The organism is Nocardioides marmorisolisilvae, assembly GCF_003725775.1.
In the GTDB taxonomy this organism is placed as follows: domain Bacteria; phylum Actinomycetota; class Actinomycetes; order Propionibacteriales; family Nocardioidaceae; genus Marmoricola; species Marmoricola marmorisolisilvae.
On sequence record NZ_RJSG01000001.1, the window covers coordinates 81,182 to 97,620 of the forward strand.

The window sequence follows — 16,439 nt, forward strand, 5'->3', positions numbered from 1 at the left end:
CGAGCGGCCGCGGCTCAGTACCAGCCGTGGCCCTGCTTGAAGGACCACGCGCCGCACGGGGTGCCGTAGCGGTTCTTGATGTAGCCCAGGCCCCACTTGATCTGGGTCTCGGCGCTGTTCTGCCAGTCCGCACCTGCGCTGGCCATCTTCGAGCCGGGCAGCGCCTGCGGGATGCCGTACGCGCCGGAGGGGTTGCTCGCGTGCACCCGCCACCCGGACTCACCGGTCCAGAGCGAGTCGAGGCAGTTGAACTCCGACGCGCTCATGCCCATCTCGGCGAGCAGCCGCTGGGCGATCGCGCGGGCGCCGGAGCTGGTCACCCCGGCGGTCAGCGTGACCACGTTGGCGGTGCGGGTCACCGCGACACCCTTCGCCGAGCCGAGCTCGGCGCTCTTGAGCACGCTGGTGCGAGCAGCGGTGCGGTCGCTGGACCGGGAGGCGGACTGCTCGCGCGCGGCGAGGTCGGCCTCGGTCAGCTGGGACTTCCCCGCGGTCAGGTTGACCAGGGTGTCCTCGGGCGACTTGCCCTCGGCGGCGACCCCGGCGGAGATCGAGAGTGCCGTCGCGAACATCGCTGCACCCGAGAAGAGGACGGCGTTCTTGGCGCCCTTCTTGGCGCCCTTGCGAACACGCTTCGGGGGTGCGCTCCGATGCTTCGGGGCGTACGACTCGGTCAAGACGAAGACTCTCGGGTTGACGGTTGGGGACGTCATGCGGCGCAGGGGAAGTGCACCAGTACTGCTCAGGGAAGTTGCAACACCTAAACCCAGATCGCGTCCGAGATGCAAACCGACCCGCCGGATCGCGAGACCCGTTCGGACACCTGGGGCAGATGTGGTTCGTGTGGTCCCCAACAGGGAACTTCCACGGACTCCCGTCTAGATCACATCGACACGTGCTCGAGCATCTCGGTGACCAGCGCGGCGATCGGCGAGCGCTCCGAGCGGGTCAGCGTGACGTGCGCGAACAGCGGGTGGCCCTTGAGCTTGTCGACCACCGCGACCACGCCGTCGTGGCGACCGACGCGGAGGTTGTCGCGCTGGGCCACGTCGTGGGTCAGCACCACCTTCGAGTTGGCGCCCATCCGGGAGAGCACGGTGAGCAGCACGTTGCGCTCCAGGCTCTGCGCCTCGTCGACGATCACGAACGCGTCGTGCAGCGAGCGGCCGCGGATGTGGGTCAGCGGGAGCACCTCGAGCATCCCGCGGTCGAGGATCTCGTCGATGACGTCCGGGCTGGTGATCGCACCGAGCGTGTCGAAGACGGCCTGGCCCCAGGGCGACATCTTCTCGGACTCGCTGCCGGGCAGGTAGCCGAGCTCCTGACCGCCGACGGCGAAGAGCGGGCGGAAGACGACGACCTTCTTGTGCTGGCGCCGCTCCATCACGGTCTCCAGTCCGGCGCACAGGGCGAGCGCCGACTTGCCGGTGCCGGCGCGACCGCCGAGGGAGACGATGCCGACGTCGGGGTCCAGCAGCAGGTCGAGCGCGACCCGCTGCTCGGCGGAGCGGCCGTGCAGGCCGAAGGCCTCGCGGTCACCCTTGACCAGGTGCACCCGCTTGTCGGCGCCGACCCGACCCAGCGCGCTCCCACGGTCCGACATCAGCACGAGGCCGGTGTGGCAGGGCAGCTCGCGGGCGTCGTCGAGGTCGATCACGCTGTCGTCGTACAGCTCGTCCAGGTCGGTCGCGGTCACGTCGAGCTCGGCCATGCCGGTCCAGCCGGCGTCGGACTCGTGGATCTGCTCGCCGAGGTACTCCTCGGCGTCCAGACCGACGGCCGAGGCCTTGATCCGCAGCGGAAGGTCCTTGGAGACCAGGGTGACGGTGAAACCCTCGTTGGCCAGGTTGTTGGCGACCGCCAGGATCCGGGTGTCGTTGTCACCGAGACGGAACCCGGACGGCAGGGACTCGGCATCGGTGTGGTTGAGCTCGACGCGGATGGTGCCGCCCGAGTCGCCGATCGGAACCGGCTGGTCGAGACGACCCGCCTGGATCCGCAGCTCGTCCAGCATCCGCAGGGCAGAGCGCGCGAAGTAGCCGAGCTCGGGGTGGTGGCGCTTGCCCTCGAGCTCCGTGATCACCACGACCGGAAGCACGACCTCGTGCTCGTCGAAGCGCTTCATCGCCCCGGGGTCGGCCAGCAGCACCGAGGTGTCCAGGACGTAGGTCCTGCGACGGGTGGCTGCTGCCTTCGGGGCGGTGGGGGTCTTGGGGCTGGTCGCGCGCTTCGCAGTGGCCACGGATGTGTTCCCCTCACGACCGGCACGCGCACTCAGCGCCCCGGTCCTCAGCAGCAGTGCTTGGACCAGGACAGGCAGGGGTCTGAGTGCGACCCCCGATCGTGATCTCTCACGAACTTGCCTCCTGGTGCGGAGCGCAAGGGTTGCGTTCCACTCCCTGGAAGGTACGTCCGCGAAATGCGCATTTCAGTTCGACACGCCCGAGCGTGGGTTACACGAATGTGAACCCTTGACGGCCGTTCCTCAGCGACCGAGACGGCGGTCGCGCAGCGCGTAGGCGCGCACCGCACGCAGGAAGTCGACACGCCGGAAATCGGGCCAGTAGGCCTCGCAGAAGTAGAACTCGCTGTGGGCGCTCTGCCAGAGCAGGAAGCCGCCGAGGCGCTGCTCGCCCGACGTGCGGATGACCAGATCTGGATCCGGCTGGCCCTTGGTGTAGAGGTGCTCGGCGATGTGCTCGACGTCGATGACCTCGGCGAGCTCCTCGATGGTCCGGCCCTTGGCGGCCTGGTCCTGGAGCAGCGAGCGGACCGCGTCGGCGATCTCGCGGCGGCCGCCGTACCCGACGGCGACGTTGACCAGCAGGCCCTCGGCGTCGCGGGTGGACTCCTCGGCGGCCTTGAGCCGCTCGGCGGTCTCGGCCGGCAGCAGGTCCAGTGCACCCACCGGGTGCAGCCGCCAGCGGTGCTGCTCGGCCAGCGAGGCGACCGCGCCCTCGATCACCCTGAGCAAGCCGTCGAGCTGCTCCGGCGACCTGTTCAGGTTGTCGGTCGAGAGCAGCCACAGGGTGACGACCTGGACCCCGACCTCCTCGCACCACTCCAGCAGCGGCTCGATGTTCGCGGCGCCGGCCTTGTACCCGTCGGCCGTGTCGGCCCCGACGGCCTTGGCCCAGCGCCGGTTGCCGTCGAGCATGACCCCGACGTGCTTCGGGATCCGGTCGGTGGGCATCCGCCGCACCATGCGGGCCTCGTACGCCGGGTAGAGCACCCGTCGGAGTCCACGCTTCCAGTCCGCCACGTCACCAGGCTACGGCAGAGACGTGAGCCTCGTTACGATCCCGCCGCGAACCTCGGCGGCGCAACCTACGGTCCCGTAGCCTGGGTTGGGTGAAGACCCACCAGCCGGCGCCTGAGAAGGCTGCGGACAAGGCCGCGGAGCTGACCCACGAGGCGGCCCAGGCCCTGCACGACGCGATGAACGCGGCGAAGCCCAAGCTGCGCGGCTGGCTGCACGCCTCGTTCTCGCCCCTCGCGCTGGCGGCCGGGATCGTGCTGATCTGCCTGTCCCCCACGGCGGCCACCCGGGTCGGGTCCGCGGTCTTCGCGGCGAGCGCGCTGCTGCTGTTCACCGTCAGTGGCATCTACCACCGCGGCAAGTGGTCGATGAAGGTGTGGGCGTTCCTCAAGCGCTTCGACCACGCCAACATCTTCGTGCTGATCGCCGGCTCCTACACGCCCTTCGCGATCACCCTGCTGCACGGCGGCGCGCGGATCGGGATCCTGGTGATCGTCTGGTCCGGGGCGCTGCTCGGCATCGGCATGAAGATGTTCTGGAAGGGTGCCCCGCGCTGGCTCTCCGCACCGGTCTACATCGCGCTGGGCTGGGCCGCGATCTTCTACGCCGACGACTTCTCCGACGGCGGCACCGCCGTGATCACCCTGATCGCGGTCGGCGGCGGTCTGTACACGCTCGGCGGCATCGTCTACGCACTGAAGAAGCCGGACCCGTTCCCGACCTGGTTCGGGTTCCACGAGATCTTCCACGTGTTCACGATCGCGGCCTTCGTCTGCCACTACATCGCGGCGTCGATCGCGACCTACCGGCTGCGCTAGACGAGCAGCTCGTCCGGGTCCGTCACCGGGCGCTCGCACACCATCCCGCGGCACACGTACGCCGCCGCGCGGCCCTCGACGAGATCGCGGCCGTGCAGCAGCGGGATACGTGACCGGAGGACCTGCCCCGGCACCACGACCAGGACCACGGCGCCGAGCTCGGCCCGCGCCCTGGTGGCCATCCGCTGCCCGATCTCGTCGTCGGGCTCGGTGACCACGACGATCTCCAGGGGACCCTCCAGCGCGGTCTGCGCCGCAGCCAGGGACCAGCCCGTGAACCGGGGTGCCCGTTCGGCGAGCTGCCGGATCGACGCCAGGGCGGCCTCGGCGGCATCGCGGTGCCGACCGGACCCGGTGAGTGCGGCGTAGCGGAGCAGCGCGTGCGTGATCGCCGAGTGACCCGACGGGCTCGCGTTGTCCGACGGGTCCCGAGGCCGGGCGATCAGAGCCTCGGCGTCGTGGGCGGTGTCGTGGAAGCCGCCGTCTCCGGCGGCGAACTGGTCGAGCGCGACGTCGAGCAGCTCTCCGGCCCGCTCGAGCCAGGTGCCGTCGGCCGTCGCCTCGGCGAGTGCACCAAAGGCGTCGGCGACACAGCCGTAGTCCTCCAGCACCCCGGCCGGTTGGCCCACGACACCGTCGCGAGACACGCGACGCAGTCGTCCGTCGACGAGGTGGCGATCGCGCAGCAGGCGGCCGGCGGCCTCCGCCGCGTCCAGGAACCGCGACTCGCCGACCACGCCGGCGGCGCGGGCGAGGGCCGCGATCGCGAGCCCGTTCCAGGCGGCCACCACCTTGTCGTCGCGGGCCGGCCGCTCGCGGCGGGCGCGTGCCTCCAGCAGCGCCGTCCGGACCCGGGTCCAGCGCTCGGCGTCGTCCGGGTCGGTCAGCAGCTGCAGCACCGAGCTCCCGTGCTCGAACGTTCCGGCTGGTGTCACCGTCAGCAGGTCCGCGGCCCAGGCGCCGTCGACCGGTCCGAGCACCTCAGCCAGCTGGTCCGGCGTCCAGACGTAGAACGTGCCCTCGGCGCCCTCGGAGTCGGCGTCCAGGGCCGAGGCGAAACCACCCTCAGCAGTGCCGAGCTCGCGGATCATGAAGTCTGCGGTCTCCACCGCGATCCGGCGCGCCAGGTGGCTGCCGGTGGCGGCGTACCAGGAGGTGTAGGCGCCGAGCAGGAGGGCGTTGTCGTAGAGCATCTTCTCGAAGTGCGGCACCACCCAGCGGGCGTCGACGGAGTACCGCGCGAAGCCGCCGCCCAGCTGGTCGTAGATGCCGCCGCGCGCCATCGCTTCGAGCGTGGCCGAGGCGATCCGCAGCTCGTCTGCCGAGCTCGTGGCGCTGGTCGACACCCGTCGCAGCAGGAACTCGAGCAGCATCGACGGCGGGAACTTCGGCGCTCCCCCGAAGCCACCGTGCGTGGCGTCGAACTCGGCACCCAACCGCGCGACCGCGGCGTCCAGGACCGACGCGTCGACCGGTGCCGAGCCGGCCAGGTTCGCGTTCGCGGCGATGTGCCCGGTGATGTTCAGCGCGGTGCTGGTGACGTCGTCGCGCCGCTCGGTCCACGCCTCGGTGATCGCCTGCAGCAGCTGGGTGAAGCTCGGCTGCCCGTGCCGCGGCTGGTCGGGGAAGTAGGTCCCGGCGAAGAACGGCCGGCCCTCGTGGTCGAGCACGCAGGTCATCGGCCAGCCACCGTGTCCCGTGGTCGCCACCGTCGCCTGCATGTAGACCGCGTCGACGTCGGGGCGCTCCTCGCGGTCGACCTTGATGCTGACGTAGTGGGCATTCAGGTAGTCGGCCGTCGCCTGGTCCTCGAACGACTCGTGGGCCATCACGTGGCACCAGTGGCAGGCGGCGTACCCGACGCTCAGCAGCACCGGTACGTCGCGGCGCCGCGCCTCGGCGAAGGCCTCGGGACCCCACTCCCACCAGTCCACCGGATTGTCGGCGTGCTGGAGCAGGTACGGGGAGGTCGCGCTGGCGAGCCGGTTCACTGGTCCAGCCTAGGTGCAGCGACGTGGCGCCCTGCCGGGCGATCAGCCGTAGGCTGGATCCGTGGGCCAGGCGTACAGCATCACCCGCAGCGTCCAGGGGGCGTACGACAGCGTGCTCGAAGCCGTGCGCGAGGCACTGGTCGACGAGGGCATCGCCATCGTCACCGAGTTCGACATCCGCGAGAGCTTCCTGAAGAACCTCGACGTCGAGGTGCCGCCGCAGATCATCCTCGGAGCGTGCCAGTCCGGCCTGGCCTACCAGGCGCTCCAGGTCGACCCGTCGATCGCGGTGCTGATCCCGGTCAACGTCGTCGTCCGGTACGTCGACGAGGAGACCACGATCGTCGAGGCGTTCGACCCGGCGACGATCGCCGGGTTGACCGGCGGCGATGCCGTCCGCCGGCTGGCGACGGACGCCCGTGCCCGGATCGTGGCCGCGCTGAACTCCCTGGAGAACTGACCGCTCCCGCGACGTGCAGCGAGGGCGACCCCGAGATGAGATCGCCCTCGCCCTGTGCTCCGCCTGACTACTTGATCGTCAGGTGACCCCGCTCGGAGCTGTACTTGCCTCCCGAGGTGTCGACGACAGCGACAACCGTCACGCCCTCGCCCTTGTTGTAGTGGTGGTTCAACAGAGCCAGGTACCGACCGGAGCTGTTGAGGTGAGTGGCCTTCAGCAGCTGGTAGCCGGATGCCGTGACCCGGTAGATGTTCACCGGCGCACCGGCCTGGCTCGGCACCGAGGCCACCGACACGCGAAGCCGGCGGTCGGCGGACTGGGACAGGCCCAGGTCCACACGGGTGTCGTCGTTGACGATCGAGCCGACCGCACTGCCGTCAGCGACGGTCGCACCCACCGCGTCGCTGAGGAAGACGTGCAGGTTCTCGGTCCGCTCGTAGGTCCGGTCCGACTTCACGGCGACGCTGAGGTTCGCCGTCGTCGAGCCCGCCGGGATGGTGACCGTGCCCGACGTCGCGGTGAAGTCGCTCGGCGAGGTCGCGGAGCTGTCCGCCGTCGCGAAGTGAGCCGTGACGTCGACCGCGAACGGCCGGCTCAGCGTGACCGGGAAGGTCAGCGTCGCGCCCTTGTTGCCTTCGGAGACCGATGCGTCCCCGATGGACAGCGTCGGCTCCGTCGGCTCCAGGTCGAAGCGCTTGCCGGTCACGGTGTGACCAGTCGCGTCGTCGCTCTTCGAGAGGGTGATGTTGTCGAGGTAGTAGGTGCCGTTCATCTGGCCGGCACCGCCTCCGCCGACCAAGAAGGCCACCCCACCGCGCGGCTGGTCGGGCGCGCTGGCGTCACCGTTCACGACGATCCGGGCGTCCGGGTGGGCGACCAGGTAGTCGTTGATCGAGATGCTGTCCGCCGGACCCGGGTCACTGTTGACACCCCAGACGCCGTCGGCGGCGTTCCAGGTCTGCCAGGCGCTCTGCTGCACCGTGCCGTTGTTGGCCGGGAAGAAGAACAGCGTGTCGTCCGTGGTGCCGTTGTCGTCGTCGTCCAGGCTGAACCGCAGGTACACCGGCTGCTGCGGGGTGTCGTTGCCCGTGTTCCCGCGCTGGTACGTGCTGTAGCTGATCGCGCGCAGGTCGCGTAGCAACGTGCCGTCGTACTGGGTCGTGCGAAACAGCTCCACCCGGTCCGCGTTCTCGCTCGAGCTCAACGAGAACCGCAGGCTGCCGCCCCCGAGCGGGGGCGTACCCGGGCCGTCGACCAGTGTCTGGTTCGAGGTCAGGTAGACGTCGTTGTCATAGGCCTGGTGCTTCCAGCCACCGTCGTGCGCGGGGTCGACGGTCACGTCGGTGGTGCCCCCGCTGACCTCGGACCCACCACCGAGGTCGTACAGGGTGTCCTTGTCGTTCACACCGACGATGACGCGATCGACGAAGTACTCCCCGTTGGTCTGCGGGTCGGTGTCACCGCCGAGCGAGCCGCCCGCGATGAGCGCCAGCGAACCGGCGTCGTGGTTGGCGTCGTACTTGTCGTTGACCAGGGTCGCGTCCGGGTGCGCGTCGGCGTAGGCCGCCAGCGTCGTGGTGCCGCCGTTGTCACCGTCGACGTCGATAGTGCCTCCGGCCACGTCCCAGCTCTGCCAGGTGTTGTTCACCGGGGTGCCATTGTTCGCGGGGTAGAAGAACAGGCTGGCATCGGTGTTGCCGTCGCCGTCGTTGTCGACCGAGAGCCGCAGGTATACCGGCTGCCGGTCGCCCGAGGTCGTCGGTCGCGCCAGCTCGGAGTACTCCAAGCGGGAGAGGTCCGCGACCTTGACGCCGTCGTAGGCGTCGGTCCGGTAGAGCTCGGTCTGGGCCGAGGACTCCCCGATCGTGATCTGGTGGCTGCCCGGGCCGAACGGTGCGCGCTGCGGACCGGTGACGTCGGCCTGCTTCGGGGTGAGGTAACCGCCGGTCGGGAAGTTGTCGTAAGCCTGGGTGTACCAGGCGGACCCGTCAGCGATGGTCGAGGTGTTCTTCGGTTCGGCCGCGAAAGCGGTGATCGCACCGAAGCTGGTGAGGATGATGCCGCCGGCTGCGAGCAGGCTGAAGCGGCGTCCGAGAGGTGATGGCAAAGGATGCTCCGAGAGACATGCGCGCGTCCGGTGAGTGGTGCCGAGACACGACCGGTACGACGCGCGCGAACCTCCCGGTCGGGACGTTTCCGCGGCGGTCTTTTTCACCAACGGCGACTGTTGGACGTTAACAACCATTCACCGGCGCCGTGGCGAAACGGTCAAACAGCCGAGCTACCGGATCACTTCGGTACTCGAGACGCAGTTCCGGTCAGCCGGCGGCGGGGCCGGTCGGACCCTCGTCCGGCGTCCCGAAGACCCCGGCGTCAGCGTTGCGCTTGGTCTTGTTCAGCTGGCGCACCAGGCTCCAGCCGAGCAGGCCGACCGCGACCGCGAGCCCGAGGAAGATGAAGAACGCGGGCCACCCGGCCTTCACGTCCTTGTCGGCCGGCGTGGGGTCCGCGGCCAGGACGTGGCTGTGCAGGGTGATCAGGAACGCGTACATGGCCTCATTCTCGCAAACGCTCAGCGGATGCCCGCGAAGAGGTCGTCCTCGGGGAGGGAGGACTCCACGAAGCTCTTCACCAGCTCGAAGTCCTCGGTCGGCCACACCCGCTGCTGGAGGTCCATCGGGATCTGGAAGAAGAACCCGTCCGGGTCGATCTGGGTCGCGTGCGCGATCAGTGCGCGGTCGCGCACCGGGAAGTACTCGGCGCACGGGACCTTGGTGGTCACCCGGGCGTCCCAGGCGGGGTCGGGCTTCCACTCCTTGAGGCGCTCACCGAAGACCGACTCGATACCGAGCTCGAGGGCCGCCTCGTGCAGCGCGACGGCCTTGGGTCGGTTGAAGCCGTGCTGGTAGTAGAGCTTGAGCACCTGCCAGGGCTCGCCGGCGTCCGGGTAGCGGGTCGGGTCGGCGGCGGCCTCGAAGGCCTCCATCGAGATCTTGTGGCACATGATGTGGTCCGGGTGCGGGTAGCCGCCGTTCTCGTCGTACGTCGTCATCACGTGCGGCTTGAAGGAGCGGATCAGCCGGACCAGCGGCTCAGCGCCCACCTCGACGTCGACGAGGCCGAAGCAGCCCTCGGGCAGCGGCGGCTTCGGGTCGCCCTCGGGCCAGCCGGAGTCGACGAAGCCGAGCCAGTCCTGGGTGACGCCGAGGATCTCGCGCGCCGCCTCCATCTCCGCCCGCCGGATCTCGGTGATGTTCTCCAGCACCTCGGGGCGGTCCATGTTCGGGTTCAGCACGGACCCGCGCTCGCCGCCGGTGCAGGTCACCACGTGCACGTCGACACCCTGGGCGACGTACATCGCCGTGGACGCAGCGCCCTTGCTGGACTCGTCGTCGGGGTGGGCGTGCACGTGCATCAGCCGGAGGCCGGCGTCTTCAGACATGAGGGACATCCTAGGATTCGGGTGTGAGCGACCTTCTGGCGGAGCGGTACGGGAAGCCGAGCCCCCGACGCCGAGCGGTCATCGTGGGAGCAACAACCCTGCTGGCGATCGTCTTCCTCACCTGGCTCGGCTGGGTAGCGATTTTCCACGGCGACCCGGCGATCGACTCCCAGGTGAGCTCGTTCAACCCGGTCAGCGCGCACCAGATCGATGTGAAGCTGGACACCCGCTTCCGCAACGACCACGTCACCGGGAACTGCCTGGTCAGGGCCACGGCAGCCGACCACAGCATCGTCGGCGAGCTGAACTTGAGCGCGAAGCAGATCCGCGCCGCCGAGGGGCACTGGATCCCGATCCGCACCGAGCGGCGGGCGACCACGGCGGAAGTGATCCGCTGCACCGGGAGCTGACGTTCCCGGAGGCGGCGCTGCACCCGGCGTTGCTAGGCTTGTCTTTTCCCGTTTTCCCTCCGATCGAGGAGTTGTTGCATGACTGCCGCTGAAGAGCGTGACGGCATCTGGCTGACGCAGGCCAAGTTCGACGAGCTGACCGCAGAGCTCGAGGACCTACGCGGTCCCGGCCGTGCTTCCGTCGTCGAGAAGGTCAGCCAGGCCCGCGACGAGGGCGACCTCAAGGAGAACGGCGGCTACCACGCGGCCCGCGAGGAGCTGGGCAAGCTCGACGGCCGGATCGCGCAGCTGGCCGAGATGCTCAAGAACGCCCGCGTCGGCGAGGCGCCGGCCGACGACGGCATCGTCGAGCAGGGCATGGTGGTCGAGTACCGGTTCGTCGGCGACACCGACACCGAGAAGTTCCTGCTGGGCGCCCGGGAGATGAAGGGCGACGACGACGACCTCGAGGTCTTCTCGCCGCAGTCGCCGCTCGGGTCGGCGATCGACGGGCACAAGCGCGGCGAGACCGTCGAGTACGTCGCCCCGAACGGCAAGACGCTGGCCGTCGAGATCGTCGACGCGGTCCCCTACCGCGGCTAGCAACGATCGCGGGACGCGCTAGCTCTCTGAAGCAGTGACCCGGTAGCCGTGCTCGCGCAGTCGCGTGAGCACGGCTTCTGTGTGCTCGGGGCCGCGCGTCTCCAGCTGCACGTGCACCTCGACCTCGTCGATCGACAGCGAGCCGGAGGTGCGCTCGTGCACGACCTCGAGGACGTTGGCACCGCAGTCGGCGAGCTCGCCGAGCAGTCGCGCCAGGCCGCCGGGTCGGTCCGGGATCCGCACCGCGATGTTCAGGTAGCGCCCCGCCGAGGCGAGACCGTGGCGGATCAGCTTCGAGAGCAGCAGCGGGTCGACGTTGCCACCGGAGAGCACCGCGACCGCCGGGGTCGCGTACTTCTCGGGCTGGTCCAGGATCGCCGCGACCGCAACAGCACCCGCCGGTTCGACGACGAGCTTGGCGCGCTCGAGCAGCAGCACCAGCGCGCGTGAGATCGATTCCTCGGAAACCGTGACGACCTCGTCGACGAGGCGCTCGATCGCCGCGAACGGGACCTGCCCGGGTCGGGCGACCGCGATGCCGTCGGCCATGGTGGTCATCGAGGCCAGCGCGACGGGCTCCCCCGCGGCCAGCGAGCCCGGGTACGCCGCGGCTCCTTCCGCCTGCACGCCGACCAGGCGAACGTCAGGGCGGTGCGCCTTGATCGCGAGCGCGACCCCGGCCACCAGACCCCCGCCCCCGGTCGGCACCAGCACGGTCGCGGCCTCGGGCGCCTGGGCCAGGATCTCCAGACCGCAGGTCGCCTGGCCTGCGACGATGTCGGCGTGGTCGAACGGGTGGATCAGGACCGCCCCGGTCTCCTCGGCGTACTCGATCGCCCGGGCCAGGGCCTCGTCGAGGATCGCGCCGTGGAAGACCACCTCGGCGCCGTAGCCGCGGGTGGCGTTGAGCTTGGGGATCGGGGCGCCCTCGGGCATGAAGACGGTCGCCTTGATGCCCAGCATCTGTGCGGCCAGCGCGACGCCCTGGGCGTGGTTGCCGGCCGAGGCGGCCACGACGCCGCGGGCACGCTCGTCGGCCGAGAGGCGGGACATCCGCACGTAGGCGCCGCGGATCTTGAACGACCCGGTGCGCTGGAGGTTCTCGCACTTGAGCAGCACCGGGCCGCCGACGAGCGCGGAGAGCCAGCGCGACTCCTCCATCGGCGTGGTGATGGCGACGCCCTCGAGCAGCTCGGCGGCCGCAGCGATCTCGGCGGGCCCGACCGGTCCGGTCACGTCGGTCACGACGGCTCCCCCGCGACCTCGGCCTCGATCTCCTCGTCCGGCTCCGGCGGCGGGTCGTCCTCGGCCGCATCCTCGGGTGACTCACCGATGTCGGTGAACGAGGCCAGGTGCTGGACCACCGCGTTGATGGTGGCGGCCAGCGGTACGGCGACCAGGGCACCGACGATGCCGGCGACGATCACACCGGCGGCGATCGCCAGGATCACGCCGAGCGGGTGCACCGAGACGAACCGCCCCATCAGGAACGGCTGCAGCACGTGCGCCTCGATCTGCTGCACCAGCACGACGGCGCCGAGCATGATCAGCGCCACCACCGGGCCGTGCGCCACCAGGGCGACGAGCACCGCGACACCCCCGGAGACGAACGCGCCGACCAGCGGCACGAACGCGCCGAGGAAGACCAGCACGCCGATGGCGCTGACCAGCGGAACCTTGAGGATCGCGGCGGCGATCATGATGCCGATCGCGTCGGTGCCGGCGACCAGGACCGTGGCCCGGACGAACTGGGTCAGCGACTTCCAGGCGACCCGGCCTGAGGAGTCGGCCCGCTCCCGGGCGGCCCGCGGGAAGATCCGCACGACCCAGGCCCAGATCAGCTGGCCGTCGGCGAGGAAGAAGTACGTCGAGAACAAGATGATGAAGAACGCCGCGAAGATGTGGCTGACCGTGGTGCTCAGCTCGCTGGCGTGGCTGGCCAGGTCCTTGCCCTGGTTCTTGATGTAGTCCTGGGCGTTGGAGATCCAGTCGTTGATCTGGGAGTCGCTGAGCTTCATCGGGCCGTCGCGCAGCCAGTCCTCGATCTTGCCGAGACCACCGGCCACGTTGTCGGACAGCTCGCCGGCGCCGGAGGCCACCTGCTGGGTGACGAACGCGATCAGGGCCGCCACGATCGCGATCCCGCCGAGCACGACCAGGAACGCGGCGAGCTTGCGCGGCACCCCGATCCGCTCGATCAGGTTCACCACCGGTGCGACCAGCGCCGAGATGAACAGCGCGATCACCACCGGGAAGACCACCACGGCCAGGGTCTGGATCGCGTAGAGCACCATCAGGGTCGCGATGACGATGACGATGAACCGCCAAGCCCATGCGGCGGCGACGTCGTAGCCCCAGGGCACCTGCGCCCGGGTGAAGTTCGACGGGCCGGTCCGGTACGCCGGCTCGACCTGCTGGCGCGGCTCCCGGACGCGACCCCACTGCTGGGCGAGCTGCCGGACGAGCCGCTCGGTACGCCGGTCCTCGGCGGCCTGGCGCTCCTCGGCGCTCGGTTCTTCGGACCCGGGCTCGCCCTCCGGCGTCTCCCCGCGTCCCCGGTCCCTCACCACGCGCTCACCTCGGTCATCGAAGACACCGTATTCCAGATCAGTCGTCGGGCCGCGTCCGCCGCGGCCTCGTCGCCTCCGGCCAGGGCGATCAGACCGGCGGCGGCCAGCACCGAGGTGGAGTCGACCACGATGCGCGGGCGCTCCGGGCACTGCCAGCCCTCGGTGCCCGACCCCGTCGCACCGACCAGCGCTGCGCGCGCCTGCTCGGGCGTCGCCGCCCGGAAGACGCCGCCCGACCCGACGAGCAGGTCGACCGCCCGCAGGTTCTTGCCGCTGCGCTCGACCACCCGGCCCTCGGGCGAGAGGACCACCTGCGAACGGCCGGCGTGCCGGCGTACGGCGATCGTCGCGGCCGCGCTCGCCAGCCGCAGGTCCTCGGCGCGCTCGGTCGCATCCGCCGGCAGGAACGCCGGGTCGCGTCGCGCGACTGCAAGCCCCGCCAGCTCCGCGTCGACGCCTTCAGCCGCGGCGGCCTCGGCCGTGGACACCGCGCTCCAGCGCATGCCGAGATCGCCCTCGACCGTCCGGGTCACCGGGGTGACCGCGACGACCTCGCGAGCCAGCGCCGCCTCCTCCGGGTCGAGCACGACGACCGAGTGCACGTCGGTGGTGGCACCCCCGACGTCGACGACCACGACCCCGGACCCGGGCGTGGTCGCCCCCTGGGCCTGGGCGAGCAGCTCGACTCCGACGAGGACGACGTCGGGCGTGGCGCCGAGGACGAGCTCGGCGAACTCGGGACGGGAGCTGAGGTTCTTGCCACCGATCACGTGCCGGATGAAGATCTCCCGGATCGCGAGCCGCGCGGACTCCGGAGCCAGCACCCCGATCCGCGGCACCACGTTGTCCGCGACCGTGTACGGCGTACCGGACCCGGCGAGCAGGGCCGCGACCCGGTCCTGCGCCTCCCGATCACCGGCAACCACGACGGGGCCGGTCCACCGCGCATCAGCGAGCGCCGCGGCGTCGTGCAGCAGCGTCTCGGAGTTGCCGCCATCGGTCCCGCCGACGAGCAGCAGCACGTCCGGCTCGGCGGCGCGCAGCTCGGCCAGCCCCGGGTCGAGTCCGCCGGCGAGGACCAGCACGACCTTGCCGCCACTGGACAGCGCAACGCGACGACCGGCCTCGGCCGAGACCAGCTCCTCGGTGCCGATCACCGCGATCCGCAGGCCACCGCCCGCCGACGAGCACGCCAGCACCTCGGCGCCTGTGGCTTCCGGGTGCTCAGCCGCCAGGGCGTCCCGGCAGGCGTCGAGCCCGTCGAGGACGTCGGTGTCGAGCGTGGTCGGGTGCTGGGCGGTGGCGAGCAGGGTGCCCGCGGCACGGTCGACCAGAGCCGTCTTGGTGAACGTCGAGCCGAAGTCGACGCAGAGCGCCAGCCGCGGGGTCGTCATTGCCAGTCGGCCGTCGTGCCCACGTAGATCGCGGCGACGACGACGGCGATGATCAGTCCGACCGAGAGCAGCATCGCCGCGCGGCCCGGCCCCAGCGGCCGGCCTTCGCGGATCGCGTGGTCCGCCGCCACGTAGCGCTGGTAACCGCCGATCGCGGAGAACGCCCCGCACAGCAGCAGGATCGAGGCCAGGATCAGCGCGAGCGTGCTGTCCTCCAGGAAGTGCGCCACCGCGACCGCTGCACCGATCAGACCGATCGAGGTGCGCTGGTAGGCCAGCAGGGTGCGCTCGTTGGCCAGCGAGAACCGGACGTCCGGCTCCTCCGGCTGCTCGCTCACTTCTCGACCCCGAGCGCCCGGTCCAGGTCGGCGATCAGGTCGTCGGCGGTCTCGATCCCGACGCTGAGCCGGATCAGGTCGGCCGGGACCTCGAGGTCGGTGCCGGCCACGCTCGCGTGGGTCATCCGGCCCGGGTGCTCGATCAGCGACTCGACCCCGCCCAGGGACTCGCCCAGGGTGAAGACCCGAGCCCGCTCGCAGACCTCGAGGGCGTGCTGCTCGCCGCCGTGGACCCGGAACGACACGATGCCGCCGTACCGCTTCATCTGGCGGGTGGCGACCGCATGGCCGGGGTGCTGCTCGAGGCCGGGGTAGATGACGTCGGCGACCTGGGGGTGGTCGAGCAGGTAGTCGACGACCTTCTCGGCGTTGTCGCAGTGCCGATCCATCCGCACCGCGAGCGTCTTCAGGCCGCGGTGGGTCAGGAAGCAGTCGAACGGACCGGGGACCGCGCCCATCGCGTTCTGGTGGAAGCCGACGCGGTCGGCGGTCTCCAGGTCGCGGACCACGACGGCACCGCCGACGACGTCGGAGTGGCCGCCGCAGTACTTGGTCGTCGAGTGCACCACGATGTCGGCGCCCAGGGTCAGCGGCTGCTGCAGGTACGGCGAGGCGAAGGTGTTGTCGACGACGAGCTTGGCGCCCGCGTCGTGCGCGATCGCGGCCAGCGCCTCGATGTCGCCGATGTTCAGCAGCGGGTTCGTCGGGGTCTCCACCCACACGAGCCGGGTGCGTCCGGGCTCGATCGCGGCCCGCACGGCGTCGAGGTCGGAGACCGCGGCCGGGGTGTGCTCCAGGCCCCAGGGGCCGCCGACCTTGTCGACCAGCCGGAAGGTGCCGCCGTAGGCGTCGTCGGGGATCACCACGTGGTCACCGGGCCGCGTCAGCGCCCGGAGCACGGTGTCCTCGGCGGCCAGGCCGGAGGCGAACGCGAAGCCGCGCTCCCCCTCCTCCAGCGCCGCGAGCGCCCCCTCGAGCGCGGTCCGGGTGGGGTTCGCCGAGCGGCTGTACTCGTAGCCGCCGCGCAGTCCGCCGACCCCGTCCTGCTTGTAGGTGCTGGTCGCGTAGATGGGCGGGATCACCGCACCGGTCATGGCGTCGGGCTCGTAGCCGGCGTGGATCGCACGCGTCTCGAACCCTGACTTGTTGGAGTGCTCCTGGGTCACGCCAGCGAG

Annotated in this window: 16 protein-coding genes; 4 read left to right on the top strand and 12 right to left on the bottom strand. The window is 70.5% G+C overall.

Translation table 11 applies throughout. From position 1 onward, the window contains the following. Window positions 1-14: 14 nt before the first annotated feature. The 3 genes from EFL95_RS00380 to EFL95_RS00390 form a co-directional block, all read right to left on the bottom strand. Entirely contained in the window at window positions 15-677 is a 663-nt protein-coding gene (locus EFL95_RS00380) for an aggregation-promoting factor C-terminal-like domain-containing protein (protein ID WP_246004732.1), read from the bottom strand. A gap of 206 nt (window positions 678-883) precedes the next feature. Further along, complete coding sequence (gene phoH2 / locus EFL95_RS00385; protein ID WP_123232090.1) at window positions 884-2,242, bottom strand: RNA 5'-3' helicase PhoH2; 1,359 nt, start codon at window positions 2,240-2,242, stop codon at window positions 884-886. 243 nt (window positions 2,243-2,485) lie between these two features. Further along, on the bottom strand, window positions 2,486-3,262 hold the full coding sequence (locus EFL95_RS00390; protein WP_123232091.1) for an isoprenyl transferase: 777 nt from the start codon (window positions 3,260-3,262) through the stop codon (window positions 2,486-2,488). 89 nt (window positions 3,263-3,351) lie between these two features. Here EFL95_RS00390 and trhA point away from each other — a divergent pair, with 89 nt between their 5' ends. Next, window positions 3,352-4,077, top strand: coding sequence for a PAQR family membrane homeostasis protein TrhA (trhA, locus tag EFL95_RS00395; RefSeq protein ID WP_246004733.1), 726 nt, complete (start codon window positions 3,352-3,354; stop codon window positions 4,075-4,077). Here trhA and EFL95_RS00400 read toward each other — a convergent pair. Then, window positions 4,074-6,068: a thioredoxin domain-containing protein gene (locus tag EFL95_RS00400; protein ID WP_123232092.1), complete on the bottom strand. Its 1,995-nt coding sequence runs from the start codon at window positions 6,066-6,068 to the stop codon at window positions 4,074-4,076. The two genes, trhA and EFL95_RS00400, sit on opposite strands and share 4 nt — an antisense overlap. Before the next feature lie 61 nt (window positions 6,069-6,129). Between EFL95_RS00400 and EFL95_RS00405 the strand changes: the two genes are divergently transcribed. After that, window positions 6,130-6,528: a DUF302 domain-containing protein gene (locus EFL95_RS00405; RefSeq protein ID WP_123232093.1), complete on the top strand. Its 399-nt coding sequence runs from the start codon at window positions 6,130-6,132 to the stop codon at window positions 6,526-6,528. A 67-nt stretch (window positions 6,529-6,595) separates the two neighbouring features. On the opposite strand, the gene EFL95_RS00410 is transcribed toward EFL95_RS00405, so the two are convergent. The 3 genes from EFL95_RS00410 to mca all read right to left on the bottom strand — a co-directional run bounded on the left by EFL95_RS00410 (window position 6,596) and on the right by mca (window position 9,979). Beyond that, complete coding sequence (locus tag EFL95_RS00410) at window positions 6,596-8,635, bottom strand: Calx-beta domain-containing protein (RefSeq protein WP_183406963.1); 2,040 nt, start codon at window positions 8,633-8,635, stop codon at window positions 6,596-6,598. Window positions 8,636-8,846: 211 nt separating this feature from the next. Continuing rightward, window positions 8,847-9,080 (bottom strand): hypothetical protein, encoded by a 234-nt coding sequence (locus EFL95_RS00415; protein WP_123232095.1) that lies wholly within the window; start codon window positions 9,078-9,080, stop codon window positions 8,847-8,849. A 20-nt stretch (window positions 9,081-9,100) separates the two neighbouring features. Continuing rightward, the gene (gene mca, locus EFL95_RS00420; RefSeq protein WP_425463949.1) at window positions 9,101-9,979 is read right to left on the bottom strand and encodes a mycothiol conjugate amidase Mca; all 879 of its coding nucleotides are present in this window, start codon (window positions 9,977-9,979) and stop codon (window positions 9,101-9,103) included. A 14-nt stretch (window positions 9,980-9,993) separates the two neighbouring features. Between mca and EFL95_RS00425 the strand changes: the two genes are divergently transcribed. Together EFL95_RS00425 and greA are read left to right on the top strand one after the other, a co-directional pair. Further along, window positions 9,994-10,380, top strand: a complete 387-nt coding sequence (locus EFL95_RS00425; RefSeq protein WP_123232097.1) for a DUF4307 domain-containing protein — start codon at window positions 9,994-9,996, stop codon at window positions 10,378-10,380. Window positions 10,381-10,458: 78 nt separating this feature from the next. After that, complete coding sequence (gene greA, locus EFL95_RS00430) at window positions 10,459-10,962, top strand: transcription elongation factor GreA (RefSeq protein ID WP_123232098.1); 504 nt, start codon at window positions 10,459-10,461, stop codon at window positions 10,960-10,962. An 18-nt stretch (window positions 10,963-10,980) separates the two neighbouring features. On the opposite strand, the gene ilvA is transcribed toward greA, so the two are convergent. From ilvA to EFL95_RS00455, 5 genes are read right to left on the bottom strand one after another with little or no spacing between them, the layout of a single operon-like run. Next, window positions 10,981-12,207, bottom strand: a complete 1,227-nt coding sequence (gene ilvA, locus EFL95_RS00435; protein ID WP_123232099.1) for a threonine ammonia-lyase — start codon at window positions 12,205-12,207, stop codon at window positions 10,981-10,983. Beyond that, window positions 12,204-13,529, bottom strand: coding sequence for an AI-2E family transporter (locus EFL95_RS00440; protein WP_246004734.1), 1,326 nt, complete (start codon window positions 13,527-13,529; stop codon window positions 12,204-12,206). The genes ilvA and EFL95_RS00440 overlap by 4 nt, the downstream gene beginning before the upstream one ends. Then, window positions 13,526-14,926, bottom strand: a complete 1,401-nt coding sequence (locus EFL95_RS00445) for a glutamate mutase L (RefSeq protein WP_123232101.1) — start codon at window positions 14,924-14,926, stop codon at window positions 13,526-13,528. The genes EFL95_RS00440 and EFL95_RS00445 overlap by 4 nt, the downstream gene beginning before the upstream one ends. Beyond that, window positions 14,923-15,264 carry a YidH family protein gene (locus EFL95_RS00450; RefSeq protein ID WP_123232102.1) on the bottom strand — a complete coding sequence of 114 codons (342 nt, stop codon included), beginning with the start codon at window positions 15,262-15,264 and terminating at the stop codon, window positions 14,923-14,925. Before EFL95_RS00450 ends, EFL95_RS00445 begins: the two co-directional genes overlap by 4 nt. Further along, on the bottom strand, window positions 15,261-16,430 hold the full coding sequence (locus EFL95_RS00455; protein WP_123232103.1) for a cystathionine gamma-synthase: 1,170 nt from the start codon (window positions 16,428-16,430) through the stop codon (window positions 15,261-15,263). Before EFL95_RS00455 ends, EFL95_RS00450 begins: the two co-directional genes overlap by 4 nt. Window positions 16,431-16,439: the final 9 nt, after the last annotated feature.